Below are 24,632 nucleotides of genomic sequence, written 5' to 3'. Positions count from 1 at the left end.
CGCGGTGAAGCTCAATACTTCTTCACCGTCGCTCCGAAGGCCAGCCACAGCGCCATGGAGGCGAGCCCGAAGCCGCCGAGCAGCAGGAAGGTCGGGCCATAGCCGATCCATTGTGCGATCCAGCCGCCGAGCGCAGGGCTGAGGCTCGCGCCGACGCCTTGCACCGTGATCACGGCCCCCTGGCCGAGGTTGATGCGTCCGGTGCCGTTGAGCGAGCGAGCGACCATGCCGGGGACGGCGACCGTCTGAAGCCCGGTGCCGATGCCGTCGAGCACCTGCATCGGCACGACGCCCCACCATCCCGTGACGAAGAAGGCGAGCACGCCGCGGATGGGCAGGAACATGAAGGAGACCAGGATGATCGGCCAGTAGTTGCGCTTGCTGGCGGCCTTCATCGCGATCAGTGAGGTCACGACCATTACGCCCTGCGCGATCACCACGGTGGTCGCGACGAAGGTCGGTCCGTTGGCCTGTCCCTCGGCCACTGCGGCAAGTCCGTAGAGTGGCACGATCGCGGCGTTGCCAAGATGGAATAGCGCCAGTGCCAGCGCCAGAACCAGGAGCGCGCGATGTTTGAGCAGCATCGAGAAGGCGTCGGGCGCGCTGTCGGGATCGTCCTCCTTGCAGCCACGCGCGGCGCGGTCGTCGATCGCCTTGGCGGGAATCATCAGCACGCAAGCGATCGCGATGGCGCCGAACAGGGCCGCCAGCGCGAACACGGCAAAATAGCCATACTTGTAGCCGAGATAGCCCGAGAGCGCGGCGCCCACCATGTTGCCGGCGTGGTTATACGCCTGGTTGCGGCCGTTGAGCGCGTTGAAGCCCTTCTGCTTGGCAATGCCAAGCGTGATGCCCGTGACTGCCGGCACGATCGCGGCGCTCGCCAGCGACTGCGCGACTTGCGAGAACGTCACCGCCCAGAAATTTTGCGAGATCAGGATGATCGCGGAGGCCGAGACCACGCAGATGCCGGGAATGACGACCCACATCCGCTTGTTGCGGCTGGAATCGATGAAGCCCCCGATCGGCGTGGTCACCAGCATGCCGGCGACATTGCCGATCGTCATCGCAGTGCCGATCAGACCGGGCGCCCAGCCGCGCTCCTGGAGGAAGACGCCGATGAAAGGCCCGATGCCCGACTGCATGTCGGCCATGAAGAAGTTGAGCGCAAACAGGGGCCAGATACGAGACGTTGAAGGGCGCGATGTCATCGAGACGCTGAACTTGGTGCTGCCGATCGAATTGGATCTCGCATGAGGCGGGGAGTGCGGGCCAATGGGCCTGCGGCGGACCAGAACTTAACCTGTGCTCATCGCGTTGGTTCCGATCGCGCTTGTGATCGCATGGCGCGCGACGTCATGTCATACTCGCGATGTTTCAACCAGGATCATGGCCATGCCACTCTGGATCTGCGAAACCTGCGGCGCACAATTTCCGGACAGCGGACATCCGCCCGCATCCTGTCCGATTTGCGAGGACGAGCGGCAGTATGTAGGTTGGAATGGGCAGATTTTCCTGACGCGTGCGACGCTGGCCGAAGGTCACCGCGTCGTTTGGCGCGACGATCTCGGCCTCACCGGCCTCTCGCTCGAGCCGAGCTTCGCCATCGGCCAGCGCGCGCTGCTGGTGCCGCTCGGCGATGGTTGCTTGATGTGGGACTGCGTGCCGCTGGCGACGGCGGAGGCGATCGCGCATGTGCGTTCGCTCGGCGGACTGAAGGCCATCGCAATCTCGCATCCGCACTATTATGGCGCGCTCGCCGATTGGAGCGACGCCTTCGGCGGCGTGCCGGTCTATCTGCACGCCGACGATCGCCAATGGGTGACACGGCCGCATGCGTCGATCGTGCATTGGACCGGCGAGAGCCAGCGCATCTCCGACGAGGTGCTGCTCCTGCGCACCGGCGGTCATTTCGCGGGCGCCACCATGCTGCACTGGTCGCGCGGCGCGGAGGGCAGGGGCGCGTTGCTCACCGGCGATATCGCGCAGGTGACTATGGACCGCCGCTTCGTCAGCTTCATGTATTCCTACCCTAACTACATGGCGCTCAACGCCGTCGCGGTGCGGCGGATCGCAGCCGCGGTGGAGCCGCACGCCTTCGATCGGATCTATGGCGCCTGGTGGGGTCGCAACATCGCAGGCGGAGCCAAGGCCGCGTTCGCGGCGTCGGTGGAGCGATATATCGCGGCCATCGCGTGAGGCGGCGCGTCGCCGCTCATCTTGCGTTCGCCAAATAAATGTACTAATGGTACAATATATGACGAGGGCGCAACGATGCGTTTGCTGGTCCGGCACGATCGATGCATTCGTTTGTTTGGACGGGCGCGTTCTGCGGCCGTGTGAGCGGAAGATGGACGCATGAGCGGGCCGAGCAACTACGAGATTTTCGAGGCCGGAGACGTCACGCTCCAGTCCGGCACCGTCTTTCCGTCGCTGAAGCTCGCCTATAAGACCTATGGCACGCTGAGCCCTGCCAGGGACAATGTCATCCTCTACCCGACCTCCTTCAGCGCCCAGCATTTCGACACCGAATGGTTGATCCGGCCCGACGGCGTGCTCGATCCCTCGCGCTACTTCATCATCATTCCGAATCTGTTCGGCAACGGCCTGTCGTCGTCGCCGTCGAACACCGCCGCGCCGTTCCCGAAGCTGACCTATCACGATGCGATCGCGGTCCAGCACCGGCTGCTCACCGAAGGTTTCGGCATTTCGAAGCTCGCGCTGGTCTATGGCTGGTCGATGGGCGGCATGCAGGCCTACCATTGGGCGGCGCTGCATCCTGACATGGTCGCGCGCGCGGCGATCGTCTGCGGCAGCGCGCGCTGCGCGCCTTATAACCATGTCTTCCTCGAAAGCGTGAAGGCCGCTCTGACCGCCGATCCCGCTTTCCGTGAGGGCCGCTTCGTCGACAAACCTATTGCTGGCTACCGAGCGATGGGGCGGGTCTATGCCGGCTGGGCCATGTCGCATGGTTTCTATCGCGATGAGCTCTGGCGCGAAGCCGGCTTCGCCGCGCTGGAGGATTATCTCGTTCGCACCTGGGATACGACCTTCGCGCGGCGCGACGCCAACGATCTCCTGGCGCAGATCGACATCTGGCAAGGCGGGGACATCAGTGGCTGCCCGGCTTTCGCAGGCGATCTCGATCGCGCGCTGGCGGCGATCAAGGCGGACATGCTGCTGATGCCGGGCGCAACCGATCGCTATTTCGACGTCCGCGACAACGAGGACGAACTCGGGCGGCTGACCCACGCGAAATCGGCCGTGCTGCATCCGATCCCGTCGCTGCACGGCCATCGTGCCGGCAATCCCGTTGGCAATGCGCGCGATGAGGCCTTCATCAAGGCCGAGATCGCGGCGCTTCTCAGCAAATAGGTGGGCTTCCGATCATGACTGACGCAACCGTCTCAGAGCCTGGTCATCGCCTGAAGCCCCTGACGCCGGCAATGCTGCGCGAGCTGTCGGTTCGCTCCAATCTCAGGGGCGCCGTGCAGAGCCTCGGCCATTACGGTGCGATCCTGTTGATGGGGACGCTGATCTGGATCGTCAGCTCGCGCCATGGCGTGCTCTGGGCGCTGCCGCTGATGGCCATGCAGGGCTATGTCGTCGCCTTCCTGTTCATGGCGGTGCACGAGACCGCGCACAAGACGGCGTTCAAAAGCCGCAGCCTCAATCTGATCGTGGGCAATCTCTCGGCTTTCCTGATCGGATTGCCTTACGAATATTACTGCCTGTTTCACTGGGACCATCATCGCTACACGCAGGATCCGGAAAAGGACCCGGAGCTGATCGTCGGCGTGAAGCCGACATCCGACACCCAGCTTGCGATCGCCTATAGCGGCCTGCTCCAGGTCGCCGTTCGTCTCCGGCTGATGCTCGGCCACGCCGTCACCGGAAGGGTCGCCGCCCCCTGGATTCCCGAGAACAAGCGCGCCGTCATCGTACGCGAGGCGCGCGCCTATCTCGCGCTTTATGCGCTGCTCTTCGCGCTGTCGCTGTGGTTGTCCTCGGCCCTGCTGCTCTGGGTCTGGGTCGTGCCGCTCGTCATCGGGCAATTCTTCCTGCGGCCCTATCTCTATGCCGAGCACACCGGCTGCGACCGTACCCGCAGCGCCTTCGAGAATACCCGCACCACCTATACCGGTGCGATCGTCAAATGGTTCGCGTGGAACATGCCCTACCATGTCGAGCATCACGCCTATCCCTCGATCCCCTTTCACGCGCTGCCGAAGCTGAACGAGATCGTCGACGGCGAGATCATCCATCGCGGTCGCGGCTACATCAGAACGACGCGCGAGACCTGGGCCTGGTTTCGCCGGCAGCGGCAGACGGGATAGCTGAACGCAAAACTCCGGTCGCAGCGCGACCGGAGCTTTGTCGTGACGGTGAGATATCAGTAGATGCCGTAGGCGCAGACATTCACGACGCGAACGCGCAGGCCGTGACGGGTCTGGACGAGGCGTTCGCGATAGCAGCTGCTGACGCCGGTGTTGAGGTAGATACCGCCGACGCCCCAGCCGGGACCCCAGTGGTGATGACCGTGATGATGGTGATGGAAGCCGCCGGCCGAAGCCGCGGTGGGCGCGAGGGCGGCAACGCCGAGCGAACCGGCGGCGATCAGACCAAGTGCAAGCTTACGAAACATCTTCATTCTCCATGTGGCGCAGGGCCATTGTTGTGTCCCTGCATCTCGGTCGGGTCGAAACGGGAATGCGTTCACGCCGTTGGCTGAGAATCGTGTTTCAGGACTGTTTCGTCGCCCTCGGTGATTTACGCCACCGCCCGGCTTTCGGCGCCGTGCGATAGCGCGCGGCCATGGCCTGCGTCAGCTCGGCCAACTTGTCGCGGAGATCGGCAGGCTCCAGCACTTCGGCCTCGGGGCCCAGCCGCAGCAATTCGGACGCCGCATGCCATGACGTCTTGCCCACCGGCACTTTCGCAATGCGCCAGCCATCGGCATCAACTGTCTCCTCGATCTGCGTGCGCGCCTTGACGTAAGGCTGGCTCAGCGCGTCGAGCAGCTTGACGCCGAACGGCGACAGGCGAACGATTGCGACATTGGGATGCATCTCGGTTTCGAGACGAAGTGTCGCAGTCTGCCAATACGCAGCAAGAGCGAAATCGGCGGGGCGATCGAAGCGCTCGTCGAGCGCCGTGCAGTCGAGCACGCGTGCGATGCGATAGGTGCGCACGCTGCGGTCGACCTGCCCTGCGAGATACCAGCTGCCGCCCTTCAGCACGAGGCCGAGCGGTGCGACCCGGCGCTGCTTCTCCGAGCGCCAGCTCTGATAGCGGATCTTGATCAGCGTCCCCCGTAGAGCCGCGCCGGCAATGGTGCGCAGATGTTTGGGATCCTCGGCCTCGCCGAACCAGCCCGGCGCGTCCAGGTAAAAGCGTTCCTGCATCCGCCCGGCGTCCTCGCGCAGATTCGCGGGCAATGCCGCCATCAGCTTGTTCTGGGCGGCGATCATCGCAGCGTCGAGCCCGAGCGCCGCGGCCGGCCCCGGCAGTCCCGCCAGGAACAGCGCGCCAGCCTCGCTTTGCGACAGGCCATTCAGCCGCACGCGGTAGCCGTCGAGCAAGCGATAGCCACCCTCCGCGCCGCGGTCGGCATAAACGGGAACGCCTGACGCTGCGAGCGCATCGATGTCGCGATAGATCGTGCGCACCGACACCTCGCAGGCCTCCGCAAGCTCGGGCGCGGTGACTTGGCCCCTGGCCTGGAGGGTGGCGAGGATCGACAACATCCGGCTCGCGCGCATGATGCCTTAAACCATACCTGACACAGGATGTCAGGTATGGTCCGCTACAAGCTGCGCCATCGCCAAACGCCAGATGGGATCCCCGCCATGACCGACCGCATCACGCTGTATTACTCGCCGCAGAGCCGGGCCACAGGCACGCGGGTGCTGCTGGAGGAGCTGGGCGCGCCTTACGATCTGCACGTCCTCAACATGAAGGCCGGCGAGCAGCGCCAGCCCGCCTATCTCGCCATCAATCCGCTCGGCAAGGTGCCGGCGGTCCGCTACGGCGAAGCGCTGGTGACCGAGCAGGTTGCGATCACCATCTATCTTGCCGATCTGTTTCCGCAGGCCGGGCTGACGCCCGCCCTGAACGATCCGCTGCGCGGGCCTTATCTGCGCTGGATCGCCTATTACGGCTCGTCGTTCGAGCCGGCCATGATCGACAAGTTCATGCAGCGCGAGCCGGCGCCAATCACGCAATCGCCCTATGCCGATTACGACACCATGCTGGGCGCGCTCGAGGCGCAGCTGTCGAAAGGGCCGTACCTACTCGGCGAGCGCATGACCGCAGCAGACGTGCTCTGGGGCGTGGCGCTCAGCTGGACCATGATGTTCGGCATCGTGCCGAAGAAGGACGTCTTCGTCCGTTATGCCGAGCGCATGACCTCGCGGCCTGCGTTCCAGCGCATCAATGCGGCCGATGATGAGATGGCCGCACAGCATGCCAAGGCGGTTGGGGGATAGCTGTCGTCCCCACCTGCGCCGTCGTCCCGGGGCGCGCAAAGCGCGAGCCCGGGACCCATAACCACAGGATTTGGTTTGGCGAAGACTTGGAGTTACCAGCCCTTTCCATAACCACACCCTGTGGCTATGGGTCCCGGATCGGCGCTCCGCTTCGCTGCGCTTGTCCGGGACGACAGCGGAACATGAGGCGCTTCCTGGTACTCCCTTGCCGGCCCCTCAAAACCGCGGCGCCCGCTTCTCCGCGAACGCCTTGATGCCTTCCTTGATCTCGTCGCTGCGCATGCTGTCGCGGTGACGCTGGTCGGCGGCGGCTTCGTCGAGCTCGCCGCGGGCGAACTCGTTGATGGCGCGTTTCATGCCGCGCATCGCCTGCGGCGCGTTGCCGGCGAGGACGGCCGCGAGCTTCTCCACCTCCTCGTCCAGCAATTCTATCGGCACCATCGCCGTGAGATAGCCGATACGCAGCATCTCCGGCGCACCGATCTTTTGCGCGGTCAGGAACAGCTTCTTCGCATTGTCGAGGCCGAGCCTGGTCACGTAGCGCTTGATGCCGCTCGGGTAATAATGCAGCCCGAGCCGGGCCGCCGGCATGAACATCTCGGCGGTGTCGATGCCGATGCGGAAATCGCAGGCCAGCGCGAGGTCGGTCGAGCCGCCATAGACGCCGCCGTTGAGCCGGCAGATCGTGGGAACGCCGAGATCCTCGAGGCGGTTGACGACCACCTCGAACGCCGAGCCCGCGCTCTGCTGCTCATGGGCGCTGACGGCGCGCTCCGCCACCGAATTGAGATCGTAGCCCGCGGAGAAGGCGCGCCCGGTGCCGGTCAGCACCAGCACGCGAATGGCGGGATCAGTCTCGATCCGGTCGAACAGTCTCACCAGCTCGCCCAGATCCTCTGCCTGGAGCCTGTTGAGATGCTTGGGACGGTTGAGGCGGATGGTGGCGCGTGCGCCATCGATTTCGAGCACGGGGCCGGATGCTGCGTCGGCTGTATCCGACATTCTTGTCTCCACTATTGTTTTCGAGCGCGGGCGTTTTGCATCGTTGCGGCCGGCCGTGGCAACCGCAAACAGGGCCAAGGCAGAGATCAGCGAAGTGAGACATGCAGGACGGCGGCTCGGTTGGTCTGGGTCCAAGGTTGGACCTCTCGCTGCAAAGTGCCCGCCTGGGCCGAGGCCGTCAATGACAGCGCCGGCAGCGTGGCCGGCATCGGCGCCCGCCAGTGGATGTTCTCCGTTTCTCGGAACTACCTGAAATGCGGCGGTTCGTCATAGCCCCGGCGACTGCTGAAGAACAGCAGCACCATCAGGCCGATGCCGACGACGACGGAAAATCCCGCCCCCAGCGCGAGGGCCCAATAGCCTTCCGTCGGGATCGGCTCGCCTTCGACCGCCATGGCGGAATAAGCGAAATAGCCAACCGCCGCCAGCATTCCCAGCAGGAAGATGATGAGGAGCGTACGCATGCTGCGTTCTCCGGTTGCAATCCCGGAGCCAACGGTTGCAGATGGGGACGGTTCCTGGGTTCCGACCTTCAGTCCACCGTCAGGATGCCGGCCTGACCCGAGGGCATCAAGCCGGCCGATCAGGCGCTCTGCGCAGTTTTGACCACCACGACGTTGCTGTCGTCGTGCTGAGCGGGGCCCGCATCGCGCGCGGCCTTTTCCGTCTCGCTGGCATGACGTTTCAGATAGTCCCGGCGCATGCCGATCTCGTCGCGGACGAATTCGTAGCCGAGCTTGAAGGTGTCGAGCCCGTCGGTGCTGATCGTGCCGTCTCTGAGGCCGATGACCGCCCCGCGCAAAATGCCTTCCAGCTCGTCCTGAAGGCATTCGAGCTGGTCGAGCGAATGGGCGTGCTCGATCCGCTCGCCGACGTCGAGGATGGCGGTGGAGAGCTCGCTGGCCTTCTCCGGCGCGATCCGCGTGACCTTGGCGTAGATCGCGGCGAAGATCGAGCCGATGATGCTGAGTGCGGCGGCGCCCACATACATCAAGTCGCTGTACTTATCCAGGAACGACTTGGTGTCGTCGTTGATGTAGTCGGCGGCGCCCCGATGCGCGATCACGAAGGCGTCCTTCTCGACCGAGGCCGGCTCGATCCGGGTGGCAAAGCCGTTGTCGAGCCCGAGCGCGGACTTGTTCTCGTAGACGATGCGCGCGAGCTCGCCCGCGGTGCTCGGTGACATCCTGGATTGCGCGACCAGCAGCCATTCGAGCCCGATCGTGTCGAGGTCGTCGTCGGGAATTTGCGGGGACGTCGACACCGTGCCCGCCGTCAGCGTCTCGTCGGAAATGCCGGGGAATTTGCGCGCCAGCGCCTTGGCTTCCTCGATCGCGTTCAGCGTGAAGCCGCCGCGCTTGGCGGCTTGCTCATAGGACTTGTCCCGCACCGCCTTCGAGGCATGGACGACGGCGATCACGGCGCCGAAGCCGTTTGCCGGGGCAAACAGCTTGTCGAGCGTTGCGCCCTGCGGCGCCATCTGGATCTTCGCGGCATCAGGGCCGTCGGAGACGTCGAGGATGCTGCGGACGAAGGCGAGAGAGGATTCGCTCTCGGCGATCACCGCGACTTTCTTCTTCTTCAGCTCGGCGAGCGACTTGATCTTCTTGTTGCCGGGACCGAGCAGGAGCACGAGATCGTGCTCGAGGACCGCAAGCGCGCGCGCCCGCAGCGGCACCTTGGCGTCCGTGCGCAGCACGGCGAGGTCGGCCTGCTTGCGGTCGAATTGTGCGATGGCCTTGGTGTTATCAGCGTTGTTGACGATATTGATCCGGAAGCGGGATGCGTTGTTTTTCAGGAGCGTGGCGAGCTTGGCCGCGAACAGCGCCTCGTCGCTGTTGGCAGCACCGACGGCAAAGGTCAGCGTTTCCGAATTGTGCAACAGCGTGCGGCCGGCCCAGACGGTGGCGAACGACAGCAGCAGGGTCAGCACGACGTAGAGGAAAACCTGCTGCTGGTTGGTCTTGATCACCTTGGGACGCCGAGGCGCCGGCTCGGTCGGCGATGGGCCTTCAGCACTCATGGCAGCACTCCGGCCTTATTCTTTGGTGGCGGCGCGCGGCATGGAAAGCGCAGCGAGCGCCCTGTAATTCGTAAGCGTCTGAAAAAAGAACGAAATTCTCTGCCGTCGATGATAGCGCCAAGGCAGCGGAATGCAAATTTCGAGCCGGGGGTAACCTTACCCCGCGCCACCGCGGCGATTGGTCATCCTATCACCAGTTAGCCACACTTGGCGATTTTCCGGTTCCCCCGGCTGCATTCCGCCGCGGGAGATGTCATAAATCGCACGTCCCGGCGATTTGACCGGTCCAAGAAGAAGTTGCGCTGAACGCTCCAATTTTTTCTTGTCCACGTCAATGAGGGCGTCAGCTTGTCGTTTCCATCCATGTCATCGGCGGTTCCGGTTGGCGCGCTCATTGGCTGGATGCTGCTGCTCACCTTCAAGCACATCATCGCCGATTTCGTCCTGCAGACCGCCTGGATGGCCCATGGCAAGGACCAGAAGCACGGCTGGGCCCTGCCGCTTCTGGTGCATTGCTTCGTTCACCTCTTAGTTGCGCTGCCGCTGATCCTGATCGTGGCGCCGAGATTCTGGTTCGTGGCGTTCATCGACTTCGTGATCCACATCACGATCGACCGCGCCAAGGGTTTCGTCTCGGCCAATTTCGGTGTCGACCTCGCCCATCCCTGGTTTTGGACCTTGATCGGCGTCGACCAGGCGCTGCACCACCTCACCGGCTTCGGCCTCTCCATCTTCATGGCGGCGAACTGAAGGTCGCCTTTAGGCCTCCGGGTAAAGGCAATCGCCATCAGCACGAGGGATCGTCATGCCCGGGCTTGTCCCGCCTGCGCGGCCGAAGCCGCTTCGGCGAGGCGAAGGCCCGGGCATCCACGTTCTTCGTGCCTCTTGGCTTTCCGTGGATGGCCGGGACATAGGCGAGCGGAAGCGACGCCGTCCTTTGGACGGCTATGCCCGGCCATGACGCCGTGGATGCTTTTGAAAACCCTATCAAGTCGCCTCCGATTCGCGGCCAGGGCGCAACCACCCCGGGTGACTACCGGGCAGCGTGGTTAACCTTTCATTAGAGAATTGCGCTGCATCTTCCGTACACGAGGGAGAACTGCAATGTTTTCAAACCGCGACGCATTTGAAAGCGATTTCTGCCCGGTTCGCGACGAGCTCCTTGGCGAGATGTATCGCGCCAGCGAGAGTGGCCTGCCGAGGCTGGTTGAGAGTGTTTCCCCTGACGCGCGCGCCAGGCTGGCGCTATTCTGCTATCGCCGCAGCCATCTGCATTCGCTGGCGATCGCGATCGCTGCAAGCTGCAGCGAGCGTGACCTGATCGAGAACGGCGGCCGCGTCGGTTCGACGCTCTACGCGCTGTCGCGCGAAGGGGCGGCGAAATCCTCGCCGTCGCTGTCGGGCGGGCGCAAGCCGATCACGCTGTCGACCAAGCCGCTCTCGGTGCTGGCACCGCTGGATGACGAGCTCGACGACGAGATCAGCGAAGCGGTCCCGGCCTAAGCGGCGTCGATCACCGGCAGTCCGAACTTCCGCCGCGCCATCGCGCATTCGGCGTCACCGGGCATGCAGGTGCGGCACACCTCCGGCCGCACCGCATAGATGCCGCATGAGGTCTCTTTCCCGATTTCTCCCTGCAAGGCCGCGCAGCGATCGCCCTCGCAGCGCATGCCCGATTGACGCGCATTGACGAGCGCCTCCGGGATCGCGGCAAGCTCCTCGTCGCTCTCGACCGAGAAGCGCGGCCAGTTCTGCGAATAGCCGCAGCAGGCGCCGCAACTCTGGCAACAGCTCGACAGGTCGATCGGCGAAGTTTGCTCCATCCTCGTCACGTGTCCTTCGGGGGACCCCAGACCAGGCTCTGCCGCCACCTTGCGCGCAGCACGTCGCGCCGTTCCGGATATTTTTCGTCGAGATAGGTCGCCTCGACTACGCGGTCGGTGCGGAAGCTGCGGAAATCGCTGCGCAGCTCGCACCAGGCGGCGAGCAGGCGCACGGCTTCGAGATAGCCGACCGAGATCGGCCAGATCATGCGCTCGCTGGCGCGGCCCTGCTCGTCGCGATAGCGCAGCATGATCTTCTTGCCTTCGTGGATCTGGGTGCGCGTGCGCACCATGTCCAGACGGTCCGGCTCCCTGTTCCAGCTCGGCCGCGCCCGGCTCGCCGGCTCCAGCACGAAAGGACGCAGGCGCTCGGGCACGGTGTCGGCGATCTTGGCCATCAGATCTTCGGCGGCGCGCGCCAGCGCGGAATCGGCGTGGCCCGCGACCCATTGTGCACCCAGCACCGCCGCTTCGATCTCGTCGGGCGTCAGCATCAGCGGCGGCAGGTCGAAACCCTTTTCCAGGATATAGCCCATGCCGGCTTCGCCGCGGATCGGTACGCGCTGGCCGATCAGGGTGGCGATATCGCGATAGATGGTGCGCTTCGACGTCTCGAGCTCGGCCGCAATCGCGTCCGCCGTCAGCGGCTTACGCGTGCGCCTCAGCACCTGGATGATCTGAAACAGCCGGTCGGCGCGTCTCATGACTGGTCTCTTATTGCTACTTTTTCTCGGTGGTCTTTTCAGAAGGCGACGCGCGGCTGCTGACAGGATGTTGGCAGCAGGGGAGTTCTATACCGGGACAACACATCGACTGAAGAGGATTTGTCCATGATCATTCCAACTCATTTCGGCCCGGCGGGTCAGCTGTGGCACGCCCAGATGTGGCAGGCGAGGGCGTTCAGCCGCCTCGTTTCGCTCGATCTCATGGCCGTCGATCTCCGTTTCGCAGTTGCAGGCGTGGTGACACGCTCGCTGGTCCGGGCTGCGGACGCGCTGGTCCACCATGTCGTTCGCAGTGTCATGGGCCGTGCCTTTCAGGGCGCCCGCTTTGCAGAAGATATCACGGCTGCTGCCACCATGGTGGCAGCAGCCGGCCGTTAAGTTCCGCTGGCTTTCGGCAGGTTCAGGAGAGGTTTCATGATCACGCTCTACGGCTTCGGCGCCGGCTTCGGCCTGCCGGAAATCAGCCCCTTCGTCACCAAGACGGAGGTGCAGCTCAAGATGGCGGAGTTGCCCTATCGGAAGGAGCGGGCGATGCCGCCAGCCTCACCCAAGGGGCAGCTGCCCTTCATCGACGATGGCGGTGAGGCGGTGGCCGATTCCACCTTCATCCGCGCCCATATCGAACGCCGCTACGGCTTCGATTTCGACGCCGGGCTCTCCTTGCAGGAGCGTGCGCAAGCCTGGGCGTTCGAGCGGATGATCGAGCATCACGTCTACTGGGCTCTGGTTGGCGCGCGCTGGGTCGATCCGGTCAATTTCGCCAAAGGCCCGGCGCATTTCTTCGACGGCGCGCCCGAGCACAACCGCGAGAAGCTGCGCGAGGATGCGCAATTCCGCGTCGCCGAGAATTATCTGCTTTCCGGCCTTGGCCGCCATGCGCCCGATGACGACGTCGATCTCGCGGTGCGTTCGCTGTTCGCACTCTCGGTGCAGCTCGGCGACAAGCCCTATCTGATGGGCAACAAGCCCTGCGGCGTCGACGCCACCGCCTTCGGCGCGCTCGCCGGCATCCTGACGCCGTTCTTCGAATCGGCCTTGCGCCAGCGCGCCGAAGCATTTCCGAACCTCACCGCCTATGTCGATCGCATGATGGACGCGTATTATCCGGAGTTCGCCTGGATGCCGCTGCGGCAGGCGGCATAGCGCTCGTCTGTTGGCAGCGAGGAGCGCTGAACCTTCCACACCGTCATGGCCGGGCTTGTCCCGGCCATCCACGTAATTCCGCTCGGTTCAAAGAACGTGGATGCCCGGGACAAGCCCGGGCATGACGACCTGAGAATCCGGAACGAAACAAAAGAGCCGGCCCGATGGGCCGGCTCTCGTCGCCTCAGAATTCTCGTTCTGCCTACTTCACCAGCGTGTATTTGCCGTCCTTCACTGTGAGCAGGATGCGCGAGCGGTCGTCGAGGCCGTAGCGATCCTTTTCGGTGAAGTTGTAGACGCCCTGGCTCGCCGCAAGCTCCTTCTCCGTCAGCAGCGCCTGGCGAATGGCTTCGCGGAATTCAGGCGTGCCGGGCTTGGCCGTTTTCAAGGCCGCCGGAATGACGCGCTTGAGGATCTCGAACGCATCGTAGGCATGGCCGGCGAACTGGCTGCGGCTGTTCGGGCCGTACTTGGCTTCATAGGCCGAGTTCAGCGCGAGGCCCGGCTTCTTGGTCAGCGCGCTATCCGGCTGTTCCTCCGGGGCCATCACTGGACCGGAGGCCATCAGCACGCCTTCCGCCGCTTTGCCGGCGATGCGGATGAAGTCCATGCTGGCCGCCCCGTGAGTTTGGTAGATCAGGCCCTTGTAACCGCGTTCGCGCAGCTCGGTCTGCGGCAGCGCCGCCGCGGTACCGGAGGCGCCGACCAGGATCGCGTCGGGATTGGCGGCAACGAGCTTGAGCACCTGTCCGGTCACCGAGGTGTCGGGACGCGCGAACCGCTCCTCGTCGACGATGGTCATGCCCATCGGCACGGCCTGGGCCTTGAGGTCGTTGAACCAGAGGTCGCCATAAGAGTCGGAATAGCCGATATAGCCGAGGGTCTTCGCGCCTTTGGACTTCATGTGGTCGTACAGTACCTTGCCCACGATCGGGATCGGCTGCGGCATCGCCACCGACCACTTCATGCGCTCCGGCGTGATCGGGAACGGCGCGAGGCCGAAATGCGGGATGCCGGCCTCGTTGGCGACGTTGGAGACCGCGATGGTCGGCGGCGTCAGCGCCGAGCCCATGATGATGTCGGCCTTGGATTCGGTCACGAAGCGGCGGGCGTTCGTGGTCGCGGTGGTGGGATCGCCGCCGTCGTCGAGCACGATCACCTTCAGCGGCACGCCGCCGATCTCCTTCGGCACGAACTCCAGCGCATTGCGCTCGGGAATGCCGAGGGCTGCGCCCGGGCCTGTCGTGGTGGTGGTGATGCCGATGGTGACTTCGTTGGTCTGGGCCAGCGCAGGCAATGCCGGCAGCGCCAGCGCGGCCGCGGTGATGGCAGCGGTCCAATAAAAGCGTTTCATCTATTCCTCCCTTGACGTGATGCTTTGAAAGCAGAAATCGGGGGGTAATTCAGCCCCCTCTTTTGGTGATGCGGCGATTTAGCTCCTAGCTTGGCTCCCCGTGAATTTGGCCACCATCTCCGCTGGGAATGGTGCCGATTTCAGCTTGTCGGGATTGTCAGGGTCGCGGCCGACCAGCACGCGGGTCTCGAACCCCTCGATCGCCAGCGCCTCGCCCTTGTAGACGTTGTGCTTCACCTCGAAGCTGGAGCGCTTGATGCTCTCGATCTTCGTTTCGATGGTGATCCAGTCGCCATAGGTCGATGGGATGTAGAACTTGGCCCGCGTGTCGACCATGGGAATGCCCACGAGGCCGTATTTGCGGACCAGGTCCTGCTTGGAGAAGCCGGCGACCTCGAACAGGGTCGAGGTCGAATCGTCGAACATCGCGAAATAGCGCGGGTAGTAGACGATGTTGGCGGGGTCGCAATCGCCCCACTGGATCTGAACGTCGCGCCGGTTCACGAACATATGCGGCGCCTTATTTCGGCGCCATACGCAGCGAGCCGTCGAGGCGCACCACTTCGCCGTTCAGATACGCATTCTCCACCATATGCAGCGCGAGCGCGGCAAATTCGTCGGCTTGGCCGAGCCGGCGGGGGAAGGGGATCGCTGCGGCAAGCGAGTCCTGGGCCTCCTGCGGCAGGTTGGCGAGCAGCGGCGTCAGGAACAGGCCGGGCGCAATCGTCAGCACGCGGACGCCGAACTGCGCCAGCTCGCGCGCTATCGGCAGCGTCATGCCGACGATGCCGCCCTTGGAGGCCGAATAGGCCGACTGGCCGATCTGGCCGTCATAGGCGGCAACGGAGGCGGTGTTGATGATGACGCCGCGCTCGCCGGTCGCCTGCGGCTCGAGCTTGGACATCTCGGTGGCGGCGAGGCGCAGCATGTTGAAGGTGCCGATCAGATTGACCTTGATCACCTTGTCGAAATCGGCAAGCGCCATCGGGCCGTCACGACCGACCACGCGCTTGGCAACGCCGATGCCGGCGCAATTGACCAGCACGCGCGCTGGCCCGTGGGCCTTGGTTGCCTGCGCGATCGCAGCTTCCGCGGACGCGGCATCGGAGACGTCGCAGGTCACGGCCACGCCCTTGATCTCGGCCGCAACGGTTTCGGCCAGCTTGGCATTGAGATCGCACACAGCGACCTTGGCGCCCTGCGCCGCGAGCTTTCGCGCGGTGGCCGCGCCCAGTCCCGATGCACCGCCGGTGACGATGGCTGCCTGATCCTTCAACAACATGGCGTTCTCCTATAGCTTTGATTTCTTATCCGACCGATATCACACGGCTCGATGGATTGGCAGCGTAGAGCTCCTCGATCAGCTCGCCGCGATGCTCCAGCACCGCGCGCTGGTTGATCGAGCCCTTGTCGGTGACTTCGCCCTTGTCGATCGAGAGCGGGGCGTCCAGCAGGATCGCGCGCGTGACGCGCGTCGAGGAGCCGGTGGCCTGGCTGAGGAAGCCAATCAGCCGCTCGCGGAAGGCTTCCCGCACCAGCCGGTCGCGAGCGGTGACGGTGAGATCGTCGGCGGGCAGCGTCGGGTTGATCAGCCGGCAGCCGTCGAGATCGAGCAGCACGATCGCGGAGATCTCGTCGCGGTTGATGCCGGCGATGACGACGTCGCGCACCAGGGGCGCGCAGGCCGCAACGAAGCGCGCGCGCAAGGGACCGACGCTGACCCAGGTACCGCTGGCGAGCTTGAAATCCTCGCTGACGCGGCCGTCGAAATCGAACCCGGAGTTGAGATCATCGGGATCGGCGGGCTTCAGCGCGTCGCCCATCTTGTAGAAACCCTCCTCATCGAAGGATTTCGCGGTGATATCGGGCTGGCGCCAGTAACCAGGCATCACGTTCGGGCCCTTGGCGCGCACTTCCATCTTGCCGTTGTTGGGCACCAGTTTCGCGTCATTGCCCGAGACCGGCAGGCCGACATGGCCGGAGCGGCTGGTGCGCGGATTGACCGACATGAAGAAGGGCGCGGTCTCGGTCGCACCCAAGCCGGTGAGCATTGGCACGCGGTAACCCTTTTCCTTCACCGCAAGCGCGTCGAGGCTGTCCCAGACGAACGGCGACAGCGCCGCGCCCGAGAAGAACATCGCATGCAGCCGGTCGAAGAACTTCGCGCGCAGGCCCTGGTCATCGCGCAAGTAAGGCAGCAGCGACTCATAGCCCTTGGGCACGTTGAAATAGACCGTCGGCGAGATCTCCTGGAGATTGCGTACTGTCTCCTCGATGCCGCCGGGCATCGGCTTGCCGGCGTCCAGATACATCGAGCCGCCATTGTAGAGCGTCAGCCCGATATTGTGGTTGCCGCCAAAAGTGTGATTCCAGGGCAGCCAGTCGATGATGACGGGCGGCTCGTCCTTGAGGAAGGCGAGCGTCTCGCGCAGCATCACCTGGTTGGCGCAGATCATGCGCTGGGTATTGATGACGGCCTTGGGATTGCCGGTCGAACCGGAGGTCAGCAGGAATTTCGCGATCGTATCAGGGCCGATCTTGCCGTGGACGTCGTCGAGATCGGCGCGGATCGGCGTCGCCATGAGATCGGCGAGCAAGGTGACGTCGCGTCCAGCGACGTGGCCATAGGATGCCGCGATCTCGGTGCCGAGCGAGACATTGGCGGCGAGCGCATCGGCGAACTTGTCGGCATCCTCCGCGAAGACGAGGCCCGGCGTCAGCAGCTTCATCAGATAGGACAGCTTGCCGTAATCCTTCGACACCAGCGAATAGGCCGGCGACACCGGGCAGAACGGGATGCCGGCATAGAACGCGCCGAACGCGAGTAGGGCGTGGTCGATCGAATTGCCGGAGAGGATGACGACCGGCCGCTCCGCCGATAGGCCGCGCGCGATCAGGCCGGATGCGATGTGCCGGCTCGCAGTGAGCAACTCGGCGTAAGTGATCTTGCGCCAGCCGCGGCCGCCTTCGCGCTCCGCCATGAAGATGCGGTCGGGCGTGGTGGTCGCCCAATGATGCAGGCGGTCGGTGATGCGGACAGGATAGTCGCCGAGCGGCTGCTTCGGTCGCAGGTAGATCGTGCCGTCGTCGCGGCGCTCGATGTTGACGACGGGATCGCCGAATGAGATGGGCCGCAGCGGGAAAGTGCTCGCGCCGCGCTCCATGCTGGAAGAGGACGGCTGCGCGCTCATGACTTCGGCTTCACCTTTGCGGTCTTGTGTTCGAGGAATTCACGGATCCGCCGCTTGGCTTCCTTGTCGCTCTGCGCGACGGTCGCCATCAGCGACTCCATCAGGAGGCCCGTTTGCGGGTTGGCCTCCGCGATCATCGGCAGCGCCTGGAGCACGGCGAAGTTCGTTAGCGGCGCGTTGGACGCGACCTTGGTCGCGAGCTCCATCGCCTTGGCAAGCCCATTGCCGGCTTCCGTCACATATTGCGCGAAGCCGTAGGAGGCGCCTTCGGTCGCGCTGTAGACGCGGCCGGTCAGCATCATGTCCATCATCCGGGCAACGCCGATCAACCGCGGCAGCCGCACCGAGCCGCCACCGCCGACGAAGATGCCGCGCTGCCCCTCCGGCAGCGCGAAATAGGTCGAGGGCTCGGCGACGCGGATATGTGCGGCACAGGCAAGCTCCAGCCCGCCGCCGATCACGGCGCCCCTCAGCGCGGCGATGACGGGCACGCGGCTGTACTGGATGCGGTCGAACACCCGGTGCCACATCTGGGAATGCAGCAGGCCGCCGGTGGCGTCGTGCTCGGTCAATTCGGAGAGGTCGAGACCACTGGAGAAATGGTCGCCGATGCCGTGGATCACCACCGCGCCGATGTCCTCGGGCAGGGACGCAAAACACGCGCCGATTTCCAGGATGATGCCGTCATTGAGCGCATTGCGCTTGGCCGGCCGGTTCAGACCCACGGTCAGAACCCGGTCCGCCCGCTCGATCCTCAACAGCCCGGAGGCGCCCGCGGCAGCGGTCTCGGCGTTTCCCTGTGTCATTTGCGTCCTTGTCAGAATAGTTATGTTGTATAACGAATTCTGGGGGAGTCAAGGAGGGGAGCCCTCGCCAGGCGGCGGGGCGGCTGCGCGCGCCTCGGCTCCCCCAAGGAACGGGTAACCGCCCGCTGTCATCAGCCCATCGCGACCTGGTCGCCCTTGACGCCGTGCTCGCGTTGGTCGAGCCACATCGTGCCGAGCGCGAACGCCAGCCACGCGAATTGTAGGCAAAGCCCATGATCAGGATGACCCAGCCGGGAATCGGTCCGACCGCAGCGCGATCGATAAGCTCCGTCAAGGTCACCGCGGGCGTAGGATGGATTGCAATCTTGCCGTAATAGGCAGTCGCTTGGATGGCCAGAATCCAAACGTAGTTCCGACGCAACCGCCGCCCCGCAGCGCGGACAAGCGAGATGTGATGGCGGGGTGCAGTGTAGTCGCGCGCCAGGATGGCCTTCCAGCTGTCGTCGTGCGCTTCACCCGTGAAAATTGGCGCATAGAAATTCTTCTCCAGCCAACGAGCCCGGGCACGCCAGACATTGAAATAGCGATAGCGCCGCGCCTCCATCCCGAGGAACACGGCAAGGAGTAGTCCCACGAGTACGAGTGGCAGAGGCGAAGCCTCCGGGCTCGAAAAGGTCGTCGACAGCGCGATGCCCATCGTGACGATCGACCAATTGGTCGTGTTGTCGAGCCGCGTTCGCCAGATCGTCGAACGATAGACCTCGCCGCGGTAGAGATGAGCGATGGCGCCCATTTCGGCGGAATCGAAGGTATGTTGGGGGCTTGGTTCGCTGGAAGCCATAAGAGACATGGTGGGACTCCCGTGGTCTACACGACTTTGCGCAGATCACATCCTGAACCAGGTCCGTCCCCGGGCAAAGACAGATTCCTCACATCACCTGGTGCACGTCGATCACCACGCGGTCCGCATGCCTCGCGGCTGACCCCACGAAGATGTGTTCCATCAACCAGCGATACTTCTCATGCCCGGTCTCGAATTTCGGCACGGTGCGGAAATAGATGAGCTTGGGATCGACCGGCTCGCCGCGCTTGAGCTTCTGCAGCAGCTCGACCGGGCCGAAGCGCATACCCTTGTTCTCGACATAGACGGTGGCGCCGTCGTCGGTCTCGAAGGCGTATTTCGCCTCCAGGTCGATCAGCTCGTTGGGGCGGATGGTCTGGAAGTCGGCGCCGAACGGCAGCACCCTGCCGGTGATCGCGCCCGTCACGTCGCCGCCGATGATCGGGATGATGCGGCGGACGCCGATCCCGGTCTCGCCGGCGGTGACGACGTCACCGATGCGCGCGGTGATGGTGAATGCGTATTTCGTCGCTAGCATCGGCGTGGTCATCGCCTATCTCCAATCTATCGCTCTTTCTTCCTTCTCCCCTTGAGAAGGTGGCGCGAAGCGCCGGATGAGGGGTATCTCTCCTTGCGTCCAAACAAGAGTTGGACTCGCGGAGAGATACCCCTCACCCGTCTCGCCGCTGCGCGGCGAGCCACTCTCTCCCACAAGGGGAGAGGGGAAGAGAGCTCTCCGCGTCGGGCCTAGTGCGCCATCATTCGCGTCGGCAGCCAGGTCGCCAGCAACGGAAACGCGATCAGGATCACCAGCCGTACCAAGTCTGTCGCCACGAACGGGATCACGCCCTTGAAGATGGTGGAGAAGGAGACGTCCTTCACCACACTCTTGATCACGAAGACGTTCATGCCGACCGGCGGATGGATCAGGCCGAGCTCGACGGTCATGACGATGATGATGCCGAACCAGATCGGGTCGAAGCCGAGATGCATGATCACCGGGAAGATGATCGGCACGGTGAGGATGATCATCGCCATGGCGTCCATCAGGCAGCCGAGCACGAGATACATCACCATGATCAGCGCCAGCACGCCGTAGGGCCCGAGACCGAGCCCGGTGAGGAGTTCCGTCACCTTCTGCGGAGTCTGCGTCACCGTGAGGAAATAGCCGAAGATGAGCGCGCCGATCAGCACGGTGAACACCGCGGCCGCGGTGCGCGTTGCCTGCAGCAGCGAGGCCAGCACCTTCTCGCGGTCGAGCCGGCCGGTGAGCACGCCGATGATGAAGGCGCCGGTGGCGCCGACGCCGCCGGCTTCCGTCGGGGTGAAGCGCGGCAGGAAGGGCAGGCCGTAGAGGCCGCCGATGACGAAGACGAACAGCAGCACAGGCGCCCAGATCTCCTTCAACCCGGCAAAGCGCTCGCGCCACGGCGTCACCTTTCCCTTGGGCAGGAAGTCGGGGCGGAAATAACCGATCAGGAAGATCGTGATCATGTACATGGTCATCGCGAGCAGGCCCGGGATGATGCCGGCAATGAACAGCTTGCCGATGTCCTGCTCGGTGATGATGCCGTACACCGCGAGCACGGTGGAAGGCGGCAGCATCGCGCCCAGCGTACCGCCGGCCGCGATCACGCCGGTAGCAAAGGATTGCGGGTAGCCGAAGCGCCGCATCTCGGGATAGGCGACGGCGGAGAAGGTCGCGGCGGTCGCGACCGAGGAGCCGCAGATCGCGGCGAAGCCGCCGCAGGCGCCGACGGTCGCGATGCCGAGCCCGCCCCGCAAGTGTCCGACGAAGCCGTTGGCGGCGCGGAATAGCTCGCGGCTCATGCCGGAATTGGATACGAACGAGCCCATCAGCAGGAACATCGGGATGACGCCAAAGGTGTAGTCGGTCACCGTCCGCATGGTGACCTGGCCGACCATCTTCAGGGCCGGTGTCGAGCCCACGAGATAGCTGAAGCCGCACACGCCGACGAGGCCCATGGCCATGCCGACCGGCACGCGCAGCAGCATCAGGGCGAACAGGGAGACGAAGCCGATGACGGCGACGGCGTCGGTACTCATGGTCACTCCGTCACCTTGATCTTGGGTTCATGCATGTCTTCGGGATGGAAGATCAGCCGGTACGTGCGGATCGCGATCAGCAGCACGGCGCAGACGTCGCCGATCCAGGCGACGAGGAAGAATGGCCATGTCGGCATGTGCAGGTCGAAGGTCTGGACGTTGTCGTTGTAGGTCAGCCGGACCTTGTCGAACAGCGTCCAGGTCTGCACGGTGACGACGAACAGCAGCACCAGCGTCGCGAACACGTCGATCATGCGCTGGTGGCGCGGCCCGACATTGCCCCAGACCAGATCGACCGTGATGTGGGTGCCGCGATAGGAGGTTGCCGCGATGCCCCAGAAGATGAGGATGCCGAGCAGCATCCGGCCGATGTCGAAGCTGTCCGGAATCGAATAGTTCAGCGTGTTGCGCAGCAGCACCGACAGGAAGATGTCGAGCGCGACGATGCCGACGAAGCCGGCCGCGATCCATTCGATCGAGTCGATCACGCGATCCATCCAGGAGCGCTTCATGGGGGAATCCTGTTCAAGGTCAGCGAAGTTGGATGCAGTCGCTTCCGCGAGGAAGGTGCGCTCCCTCCCCCGCTAGGCGAGGGACGGTTGGGGAGAGGGTGCTTCCACAATCGAGAGCCCCCAAGGGGAGAGAACCCTCACCCGCGCCTTCGGCGCGACCTCTCCCGCGAGCGGGAGAGGTGCAGCCAGTGCGCGGCCACAGCTTCGCCTCACTCCGCCAGCGCGTTGTACTTCTTCAGCGATGCCTTCAGATCGGCGAGCGCGGCGTCCGGATCGGCACCGGCTTTCTTGGCGCCATCACTCCAGGTTTTGACCAGCGGCTCGGCCGCCTTCTTCCAGGCGGCGGTCTGTTCAGGCGTCAGCTTGTAGACCTCGTGGCTGGATTCCGCTTTCACCTTGGCGATGCCGGCGTCCTCGAACTTGCCCCAATGCTCGCCGACTGCGCCCGCCGTCTCGACCGTGCAGTTCTTGTCGATCGCGGCCTTCTGCTTGTCGGACATCGCGTTGTACTTGTCCTTGTTGATCACGAACACGAAGGTCGTGGTGTAGAGCGGCGCTTCCATGTCGTATTTGGTCACCTTGTCGATGCCGAACAGCACCAGGGAACCCCAGGGGAAGGTGACGCCGTCGGCGACGCCGCGCTCGATGATGTCGCGCACTTCCGGAGCCGATGACTGCACATTGGTGCCGCCGAGCGAGGTGACGAAATTCGCCATGGTGGCGTGGGCGGGGCGGATCTTCAGGCCCTTCACGTCCTCCGGCGTCACGATCTTCTTGGTCTTGGAATGGAAGGACGAAGGCGAGTGCACGAAGGCGAGGCAGTATTTGACGTCCTTCATCTCCTTCTCGGCATATTTGCGATACCAGGCGTCCAGCCCCATCGAGCCGCCCTTGGCGTCCGAGATCAGGAACGGCAATTCGCCGGCGCCGATGATCGGGAAGCGGCCGGGCTGGTAGCCGGGATTGACGTAGGTGACGTCGGCGATGCCGTCGCGCGCCATGTCGTAATGGTCGAAGGCCTTGCCGAGCTGCTGGGCCGGAAACACCTTGCCCTTGATGGTGCCGCCGGAATCCTTCTCGACGGCGGCCGCCCAGTCCTCCAGCGATTTTTGCAGCGGATGCGAGGCCGGCACCCAATGTGAGATCTTCAGATCGAAGGTCTTGTCCTGCGCGAACGCTGGGCTCACGCTTGCTGCCAGCAGCAAGGCCAGACAGGCTTTCCTCATCACGCGTCTCTCCCTGTTTTCGACGGCGGGCTTCGATGGCCCGGTCTCGTTAATTAACATGTTATATAATTGGCCGCCGTGTTCAAGCCGGAACTGGCGCGCGCGTTCGCACCATCTACGTCAGCCATGTTGCATGGATTTGTCGCTGCCCCGGCGACGACTGCTCCCTTTTGCGCAAACGTTATATGATATAATTATCTTCTGCGGACCTTTGCGACAAGCAGGCCGCGACCAGAACCTACAGGATCGGGAGGAGCAAGTATTGCGGACAAAAGTCGCAATCATCGGGGCCGGGCCGGCTGGATTGTTGCTTGGGCAACTGCTGCACGGCTACGGCATCGACAACGTCATCCTGGAGCGGCAGACCCCGGATTACGTGCTCGGCCGCATCCGCGCCGGCCTGCTGGAGGAGGGAACTGTCTCCCTGCTGGACCAGATCGGCGCCGGGGCACGGGCCCATGCCGAAGGCCTGGTGCATGAGGGCATCGAGCTCGCCTTCTCCGGAGGCCGTCACCGCATCGACATGAAGGGCGCGACCGGCAAGACCGTGATGATCTACGGCCAGACCGAGGTCACGCTCGACCTGATGAATGCCCGCAAGGCCGCCGGTCTCGTGTCGGTGTACGAGGCCAGGGACGTCCAGCCGCATGATTTCGACGGCAGTCACCCGCGCGTAACTTACGTCAAGGACGGCGTCACCCACACGATCGATTGCGATTTTATCGCCGGCTGCGACGGTTTTCATGGCGTCAGCCGCGCCAGCGTGCCGGCTGCGGCGATCGAGGAGTTCGAGCGGGTTTATCCGTTCGGCTGGCTCGGCATTTTGTCGGATACGCCGCCTGTCAGCCACGAGCTGATCTATTCCAACCATGCCCGCGGCTTTGCGCTCTGCACCATGCGCTCGACCAGGCGCAGCCGTTATTATGTGCAATGTTCGCTCGACGATCATGTCGACCAATGGCCGGACGACCGCTTCTGGGATGAATTGAAGCGCCGGCTCGACCAGGAGGCGGCCGACAGCCTCGTCACCGGCCCGTCGATCGAGAAGAGCATCGCGCCCTTGCGCAGCTTCGTCGCCGAGCCGATGCGCTTCGGCCGGATGTTTCTGTGCGGTGATGCCGCGCACATCGTGCCGCCGACCGGCGCCAAGGGGCTGAACCTTGCCGCTTCCGACGCGCACTATCTGTCGAGCGCCTTGCGCGAGTTCTACGACGAGAAATCCAGCGCCGGCATCGACGCTTACTCGGCCAAGGCGCTGGCGCGGGTCTGGAAAGCGGTGCGCTTCTCCTGGTGGATGACGTCGATGCTGCACAAATTCCCCGACACCGGCACCATCGGCGCCCGTATCCAGCTTGCTGAGCTCAACTACGTCACGCAATCGCAGGCCGCGATGACGTCGTTGTCGGAGAACTATGTCGGGCTGCCGTTCTGAGACGGTGCTGTAGGGTGGGCAAAGGCGCGAAGCGCCGT

27 protein-coding genes are annotated in these 24,632 nt (G+C 64.1%); 9 read left to right on the top strand and 18 right to left on the bottom strand.

Annotated features, from left to right (window positions below; translation table 11 throughout):
- Positions 1 to 11: 11 nt before the first annotated feature.
- Positions 12 to 1,211, bottom strand: coding sequence for an MFS transporter (locus tag BCCGELA001_RS33285; RefSeq protein WP_060737218.1), 1,200 nt, complete (start codon positions 1,209 to 1,211; stop codon positions 12 to 14).
- 184 nt (positions 1,212 to 1,395) lie between these two features.
- Between BCCGELA001_RS33285 and BCCGELA001_RS33280 the strand changes: the two genes are divergently transcribed.
- From BCCGELA001_RS33280 to BCCGELA001_RS33270, 3 genes are all read left to right on the top strand, one after another.
- On the top strand, positions 1,396 to 2,199 hold the full coding sequence (locus BCCGELA001_RS33280) for an MBL fold metallo-hydrolase (protein ID WP_060737993.1): 804 nt from the start codon (positions 1,396 to 1,398) through the stop codon (positions 2,197 to 2,199).
- Positions 2,200 to 2,358: 159 nt separating this feature from the next.
- Entirely contained in the window at positions 2,359 to 3,375 is a 1,017-nt protein-coding gene (locus BCCGELA001_RS33275) for an alpha/beta fold hydrolase (protein WP_060737217.1), read from the top strand.
- A gap of 14 nt (positions 3,376 to 3,389) precedes the next feature.
- Entirely contained in the window at positions 3,390 to 4,337 is a 948-nt protein-coding gene (locus BCCGELA001_RS33270) for a fatty acid desaturase (RefSeq protein ID WP_060737216.1), read from the top strand.
- Between the two features lie 56 nt (positions 4,338 to 4,393).
- On the opposite strand, the gene BCCGELA001_RS33265 is transcribed toward BCCGELA001_RS33270, so the two are convergent.
- Together BCCGELA001_RS33265 and BCCGELA001_RS33260 are read right to left on the bottom strand one after the other, a co-directional pair.
- On the bottom strand, positions 4,394 to 4,645 hold the full coding sequence (locus tag BCCGELA001_RS33265) for a hypothetical protein (protein WP_060737992.1): 252 nt from the start codon (positions 4,643 to 4,645) through the stop codon (positions 4,394 to 4,396).
- Between the two features lie 97 nt (positions 4,646 to 4,742).
- Positions 4,743 to 5,762 carry a helix-turn-helix transcriptional regulator gene (locus tag BCCGELA001_RS33260; RefSeq protein WP_060737215.1) on the bottom strand — a complete coding sequence of 340 codons (1,020 nt, stop codon included), beginning with the start codon at positions 5,760 to 5,762 and terminating at the stop codon, positions 4,743 to 4,745.
- A gap of 87 nt (positions 5,763 to 5,849) precedes the next feature.
- Between BCCGELA001_RS33260 and BCCGELA001_RS33255 the strand changes: the two genes are divergently transcribed.
- On the top strand, positions 5,850 to 6,488 hold the full coding sequence (locus BCCGELA001_RS33255) for a glutathione S-transferase family protein (RefSeq protein ID WP_060737991.1): 639 nt from the start codon (positions 5,850 to 5,852) through the stop codon (positions 6,486 to 6,488).
- A 216-nt stretch (positions 6,489 to 6,704) separates the two neighbouring features.
- Here BCCGELA001_RS33255 and BCCGELA001_RS33250 read toward each other — a convergent pair whose 3' ends face one another.
- The 3 genes from BCCGELA001_RS33250 to BCCGELA001_RS33240 all read right to left on the bottom strand — a co-directional run bounded on the left by BCCGELA001_RS33250 (position 6,705) and on the right by BCCGELA001_RS33240 (position 9,513).
- The gene (locus BCCGELA001_RS33250; protein ID WP_008566655.1) at positions 6,705 to 7,490 is read right to left on the bottom strand and encodes an enoyl-CoA hydratase/isomerase family protein; all 786 of its coding nucleotides are present in this window, start codon (positions 7,488 to 7,490) and stop codon (positions 6,705 to 6,707) included.
- A gap of 245 nt (positions 7,491 to 7,735) precedes the next feature.
- On the bottom strand, positions 7,736 to 7,954 hold the full coding sequence (locus tag BCCGELA001_RS33245; RefSeq protein WP_060737214.1) for a hypothetical protein: 219 nt from the start codon (positions 7,952 to 7,954) through the stop codon (positions 7,736 to 7,738).
- Between the two features lie 119 nt (positions 7,955 to 8,073).
- Positions 8,074 to 9,513: a TAXI family TRAP transporter solute-binding subunit gene (locus tag BCCGELA001_RS33240; protein ID WP_060737213.1), complete on the bottom strand. Its 1,440-nt coding sequence runs from the start codon at positions 9,511 to 9,513 to the stop codon at positions 8,074 to 8,076.
- Between the two features lie 402 nt (positions 9,514 to 9,915).
- Here BCCGELA001_RS33240 and BCCGELA001_RS33235 point away from each other — a divergent pair, with 402 nt between their 5' ends.
- Both BCCGELA001_RS33235 and BCCGELA001_RS38220 read left to right on the top strand, forming a co-directional pair.
- Complete coding sequence (locus BCCGELA001_RS33235) at positions 9,916 to 10,263, top strand: DUF3307 domain-containing protein (protein ID WP_060737990.1); 348 nt, start codon at positions 9,916 to 9,918, stop codon at positions 10,261 to 10,263.
- Positions 10,264 to 10,617: 354 nt separating this feature from the next.
- On the top strand, positions 10,618 to 11,016 hold the full coding sequence (locus BCCGELA001_RS38220) for a hypothetical protein (protein WP_060737212.1): 399 nt from the start codon (positions 10,618 to 10,620) through the stop codon (positions 11,014 to 11,016).
- On the opposite strand, the gene BCCGELA001_RS33225 is transcribed toward BCCGELA001_RS38220, so the two are convergent.
- Together BCCGELA001_RS33225 and BCCGELA001_RS33220 are read right to left on the bottom strand one after the other, a co-directional pair.
- Positions 11,013 to 11,336, bottom strand: coding sequence for a YkgJ family cysteine cluster protein (locus BCCGELA001_RS33225; protein ID WP_008541657.1), 324 nt, complete (start codon positions 11,334 to 11,336; stop codon positions 11,013 to 11,015). The two genes, BCCGELA001_RS38220 and BCCGELA001_RS33225, sit on opposite strands and share 4 nt — an antisense overlap.
- 5 nt (positions 11,337 to 11,341) lie before the next feature.
- Positions 11,342 to 12,040 (bottom strand): helix-turn-helix transcriptional regulator, encoded by a 699-nt coding sequence (locus BCCGELA001_RS33220; RefSeq protein ID WP_060737211.1) that lies wholly within the window; start codon positions 12,038 to 12,040, stop codon positions 11,342 to 11,344.
- Positions 12,041 to 12,166: 126 nt separating this feature from the next.
- On the opposite strand from BCCGELA001_RS33220, the gene BCCGELA001_RS33215 reads away from it, so the two are divergent.
- Positions 12,167 to 12,439 carry a hypothetical protein gene (locus BCCGELA001_RS33215; protein WP_008541663.1) on the top strand — a complete coding sequence of 91 codons (273 nt, stop codon included), beginning with the start codon at positions 12,167 to 12,169 and terminating at the stop codon, positions 12,437 to 12,439.
- 36 nt (positions 12,440 to 12,475) lie between these two features.
- The gene (locus tag BCCGELA001_RS33210) at positions 12,476 to 13,204 is read left to right on the top strand and encodes a glutathione S-transferase family protein (RefSeq protein WP_008541665.1); all 729 of its coding nucleotides are present in this window, start codon (positions 12,476 to 12,478) and stop codon (positions 13,202 to 13,204) included.
- Positions 13,205 to 13,406: 202 nt separating this feature from the next.
- On the opposite strand, the gene BCCGELA001_RS33205 is transcribed toward BCCGELA001_RS33210, so the two are convergent.
- From BCCGELA001_RS33205 to BCCGELA001_RS33165, 10 genes are all read right to left on the bottom strand, one after another.
- Complete coding sequence (locus BCCGELA001_RS33205) at positions 13,407 to 14,558, bottom strand: ABC transporter substrate-binding protein (protein ID WP_060737210.1); 1,152 nt, start codon at positions 14,556 to 14,558, stop codon at positions 13,407 to 13,409.
- A 78-nt stretch (positions 14,559 to 14,636) separates the two neighbouring features.
- Positions 14,637 to 15,068: an acyl-CoA thioesterase gene (locus tag BCCGELA001_RS33200; protein WP_060737209.1), complete on the bottom strand. Its 432-nt coding sequence runs from the start codon at positions 15,066 to 15,068 to the stop codon at positions 14,637 to 14,639.
- A 10-nt stretch (positions 15,069 to 15,078) separates the two neighbouring features.
- On the bottom strand, positions 15,079 to 15,840 hold the full coding sequence (locus BCCGELA001_RS33195) for an SDR family NAD(P)-dependent oxidoreductase (protein ID WP_060737208.1): 762 nt from the start codon (positions 15,838 to 15,840) through the stop codon (positions 15,079 to 15,081).
- A 25-nt stretch (positions 15,841 to 15,865) separates the two neighbouring features.
- Complete coding sequence (locus BCCGELA001_RS33190; protein ID WP_060737207.1) at positions 15,866 to 17,749, bottom strand: feruloyl-CoA synthase; 1,884 nt, start codon at positions 17,747 to 17,749, stop codon at positions 15,866 to 15,868.
- Positions 17,746 to 18,474 (bottom strand): crotonase/enoyl-CoA hydratase family protein, encoded by a 729-nt coding sequence (locus BCCGELA001_RS33185; RefSeq protein ID WP_236840800.1) that lies wholly within the window; start codon positions 18,472 to 18,474, stop codon positions 17,746 to 17,748. The genes BCCGELA001_RS33190 and BCCGELA001_RS33185 overlap by 4 nt, the downstream gene beginning before the upstream one ends.
- The gene (locus BCCGELA001_RS36635) at positions 18,434 to 19,309 is read right to left on the bottom strand and encodes a DUF2270 domain-containing protein (protein ID WP_236840916.1); all 876 of its coding nucleotides are present in this window, start codon (positions 19,307 to 19,309) and stop codon (positions 18,434 to 18,436) included. Before BCCGELA001_RS36635 ends, BCCGELA001_RS33185 begins: the two co-directional genes overlap by 41 nt.
- A 136-nt stretch (positions 19,310 to 19,445) precedes the next feature.
- Positions 19,446 to 19,907: a DUF3237 domain-containing protein gene (locus BCCGELA001_RS33180; protein ID WP_060737205.1), complete on the bottom strand. Its 462-nt coding sequence runs from the start codon at positions 19,905 to 19,907 to the stop codon at positions 19,446 to 19,448.
- 197 nt (positions 19,908 to 20,104) lie between these two features.
- Complete coding sequence (locus BCCGELA001_RS33175; protein WP_060737204.1) at positions 20,105 to 21,424, bottom strand: TRAP transporter large permease; 1,320 nt, start codon at positions 21,422 to 21,424, stop codon at positions 20,105 to 20,107.
- 2 nt (positions 21,425 to 21,426) lie between these two features.
- Complete coding sequence (locus BCCGELA001_RS33170; RefSeq protein WP_008541672.1) at positions 21,427 to 21,936, bottom strand: TRAP transporter small permease; 510 nt, start codon at positions 21,934 to 21,936, stop codon at positions 21,427 to 21,429.
- Between the two features lie 209 nt (positions 21,937 to 22,145).
- Positions 22,146 to 23,162, bottom strand: coding sequence for a TRAP transporter substrate-binding protein (locus BCCGELA001_RS33165; RefSeq protein ID WP_008541673.1), 1,017 nt, complete (start codon positions 23,160 to 23,162; stop codon positions 22,146 to 22,148).
- 262 nt (positions 23,163 to 23,424) lie between these two features.
- On the opposite strand from BCCGELA001_RS33165, the gene pobA reads away from it, so the two are divergent.
- Positions 23,425 to 24,594 (top strand): 4-hydroxybenzoate 3-monooxygenase, encoded by a 1,170-nt coding sequence (gene pobA, locus BCCGELA001_RS33160; protein WP_060737203.1) that lies wholly within the window; start codon positions 23,425 to 23,427, stop codon positions 24,592 to 24,594.
- Positions 24,595 to 24,632 lie beyond the last annotated feature (38 nt).

It is taken from the genome of Bradyrhizobium sp. CCGE-LA001 (assembly GCF_000296215.2).
In the GTDB taxonomy this organism is placed as follows: Bacteria; Pseudomonadota; Alphaproteobacteria; order Rhizobiales; family Xanthobacteraceae; genus Bradyrhizobium.
Note: the sequence above shows the minus strand (reverse complement) of the source record. Positions and strands in the feature narration are given on the sequence as shown.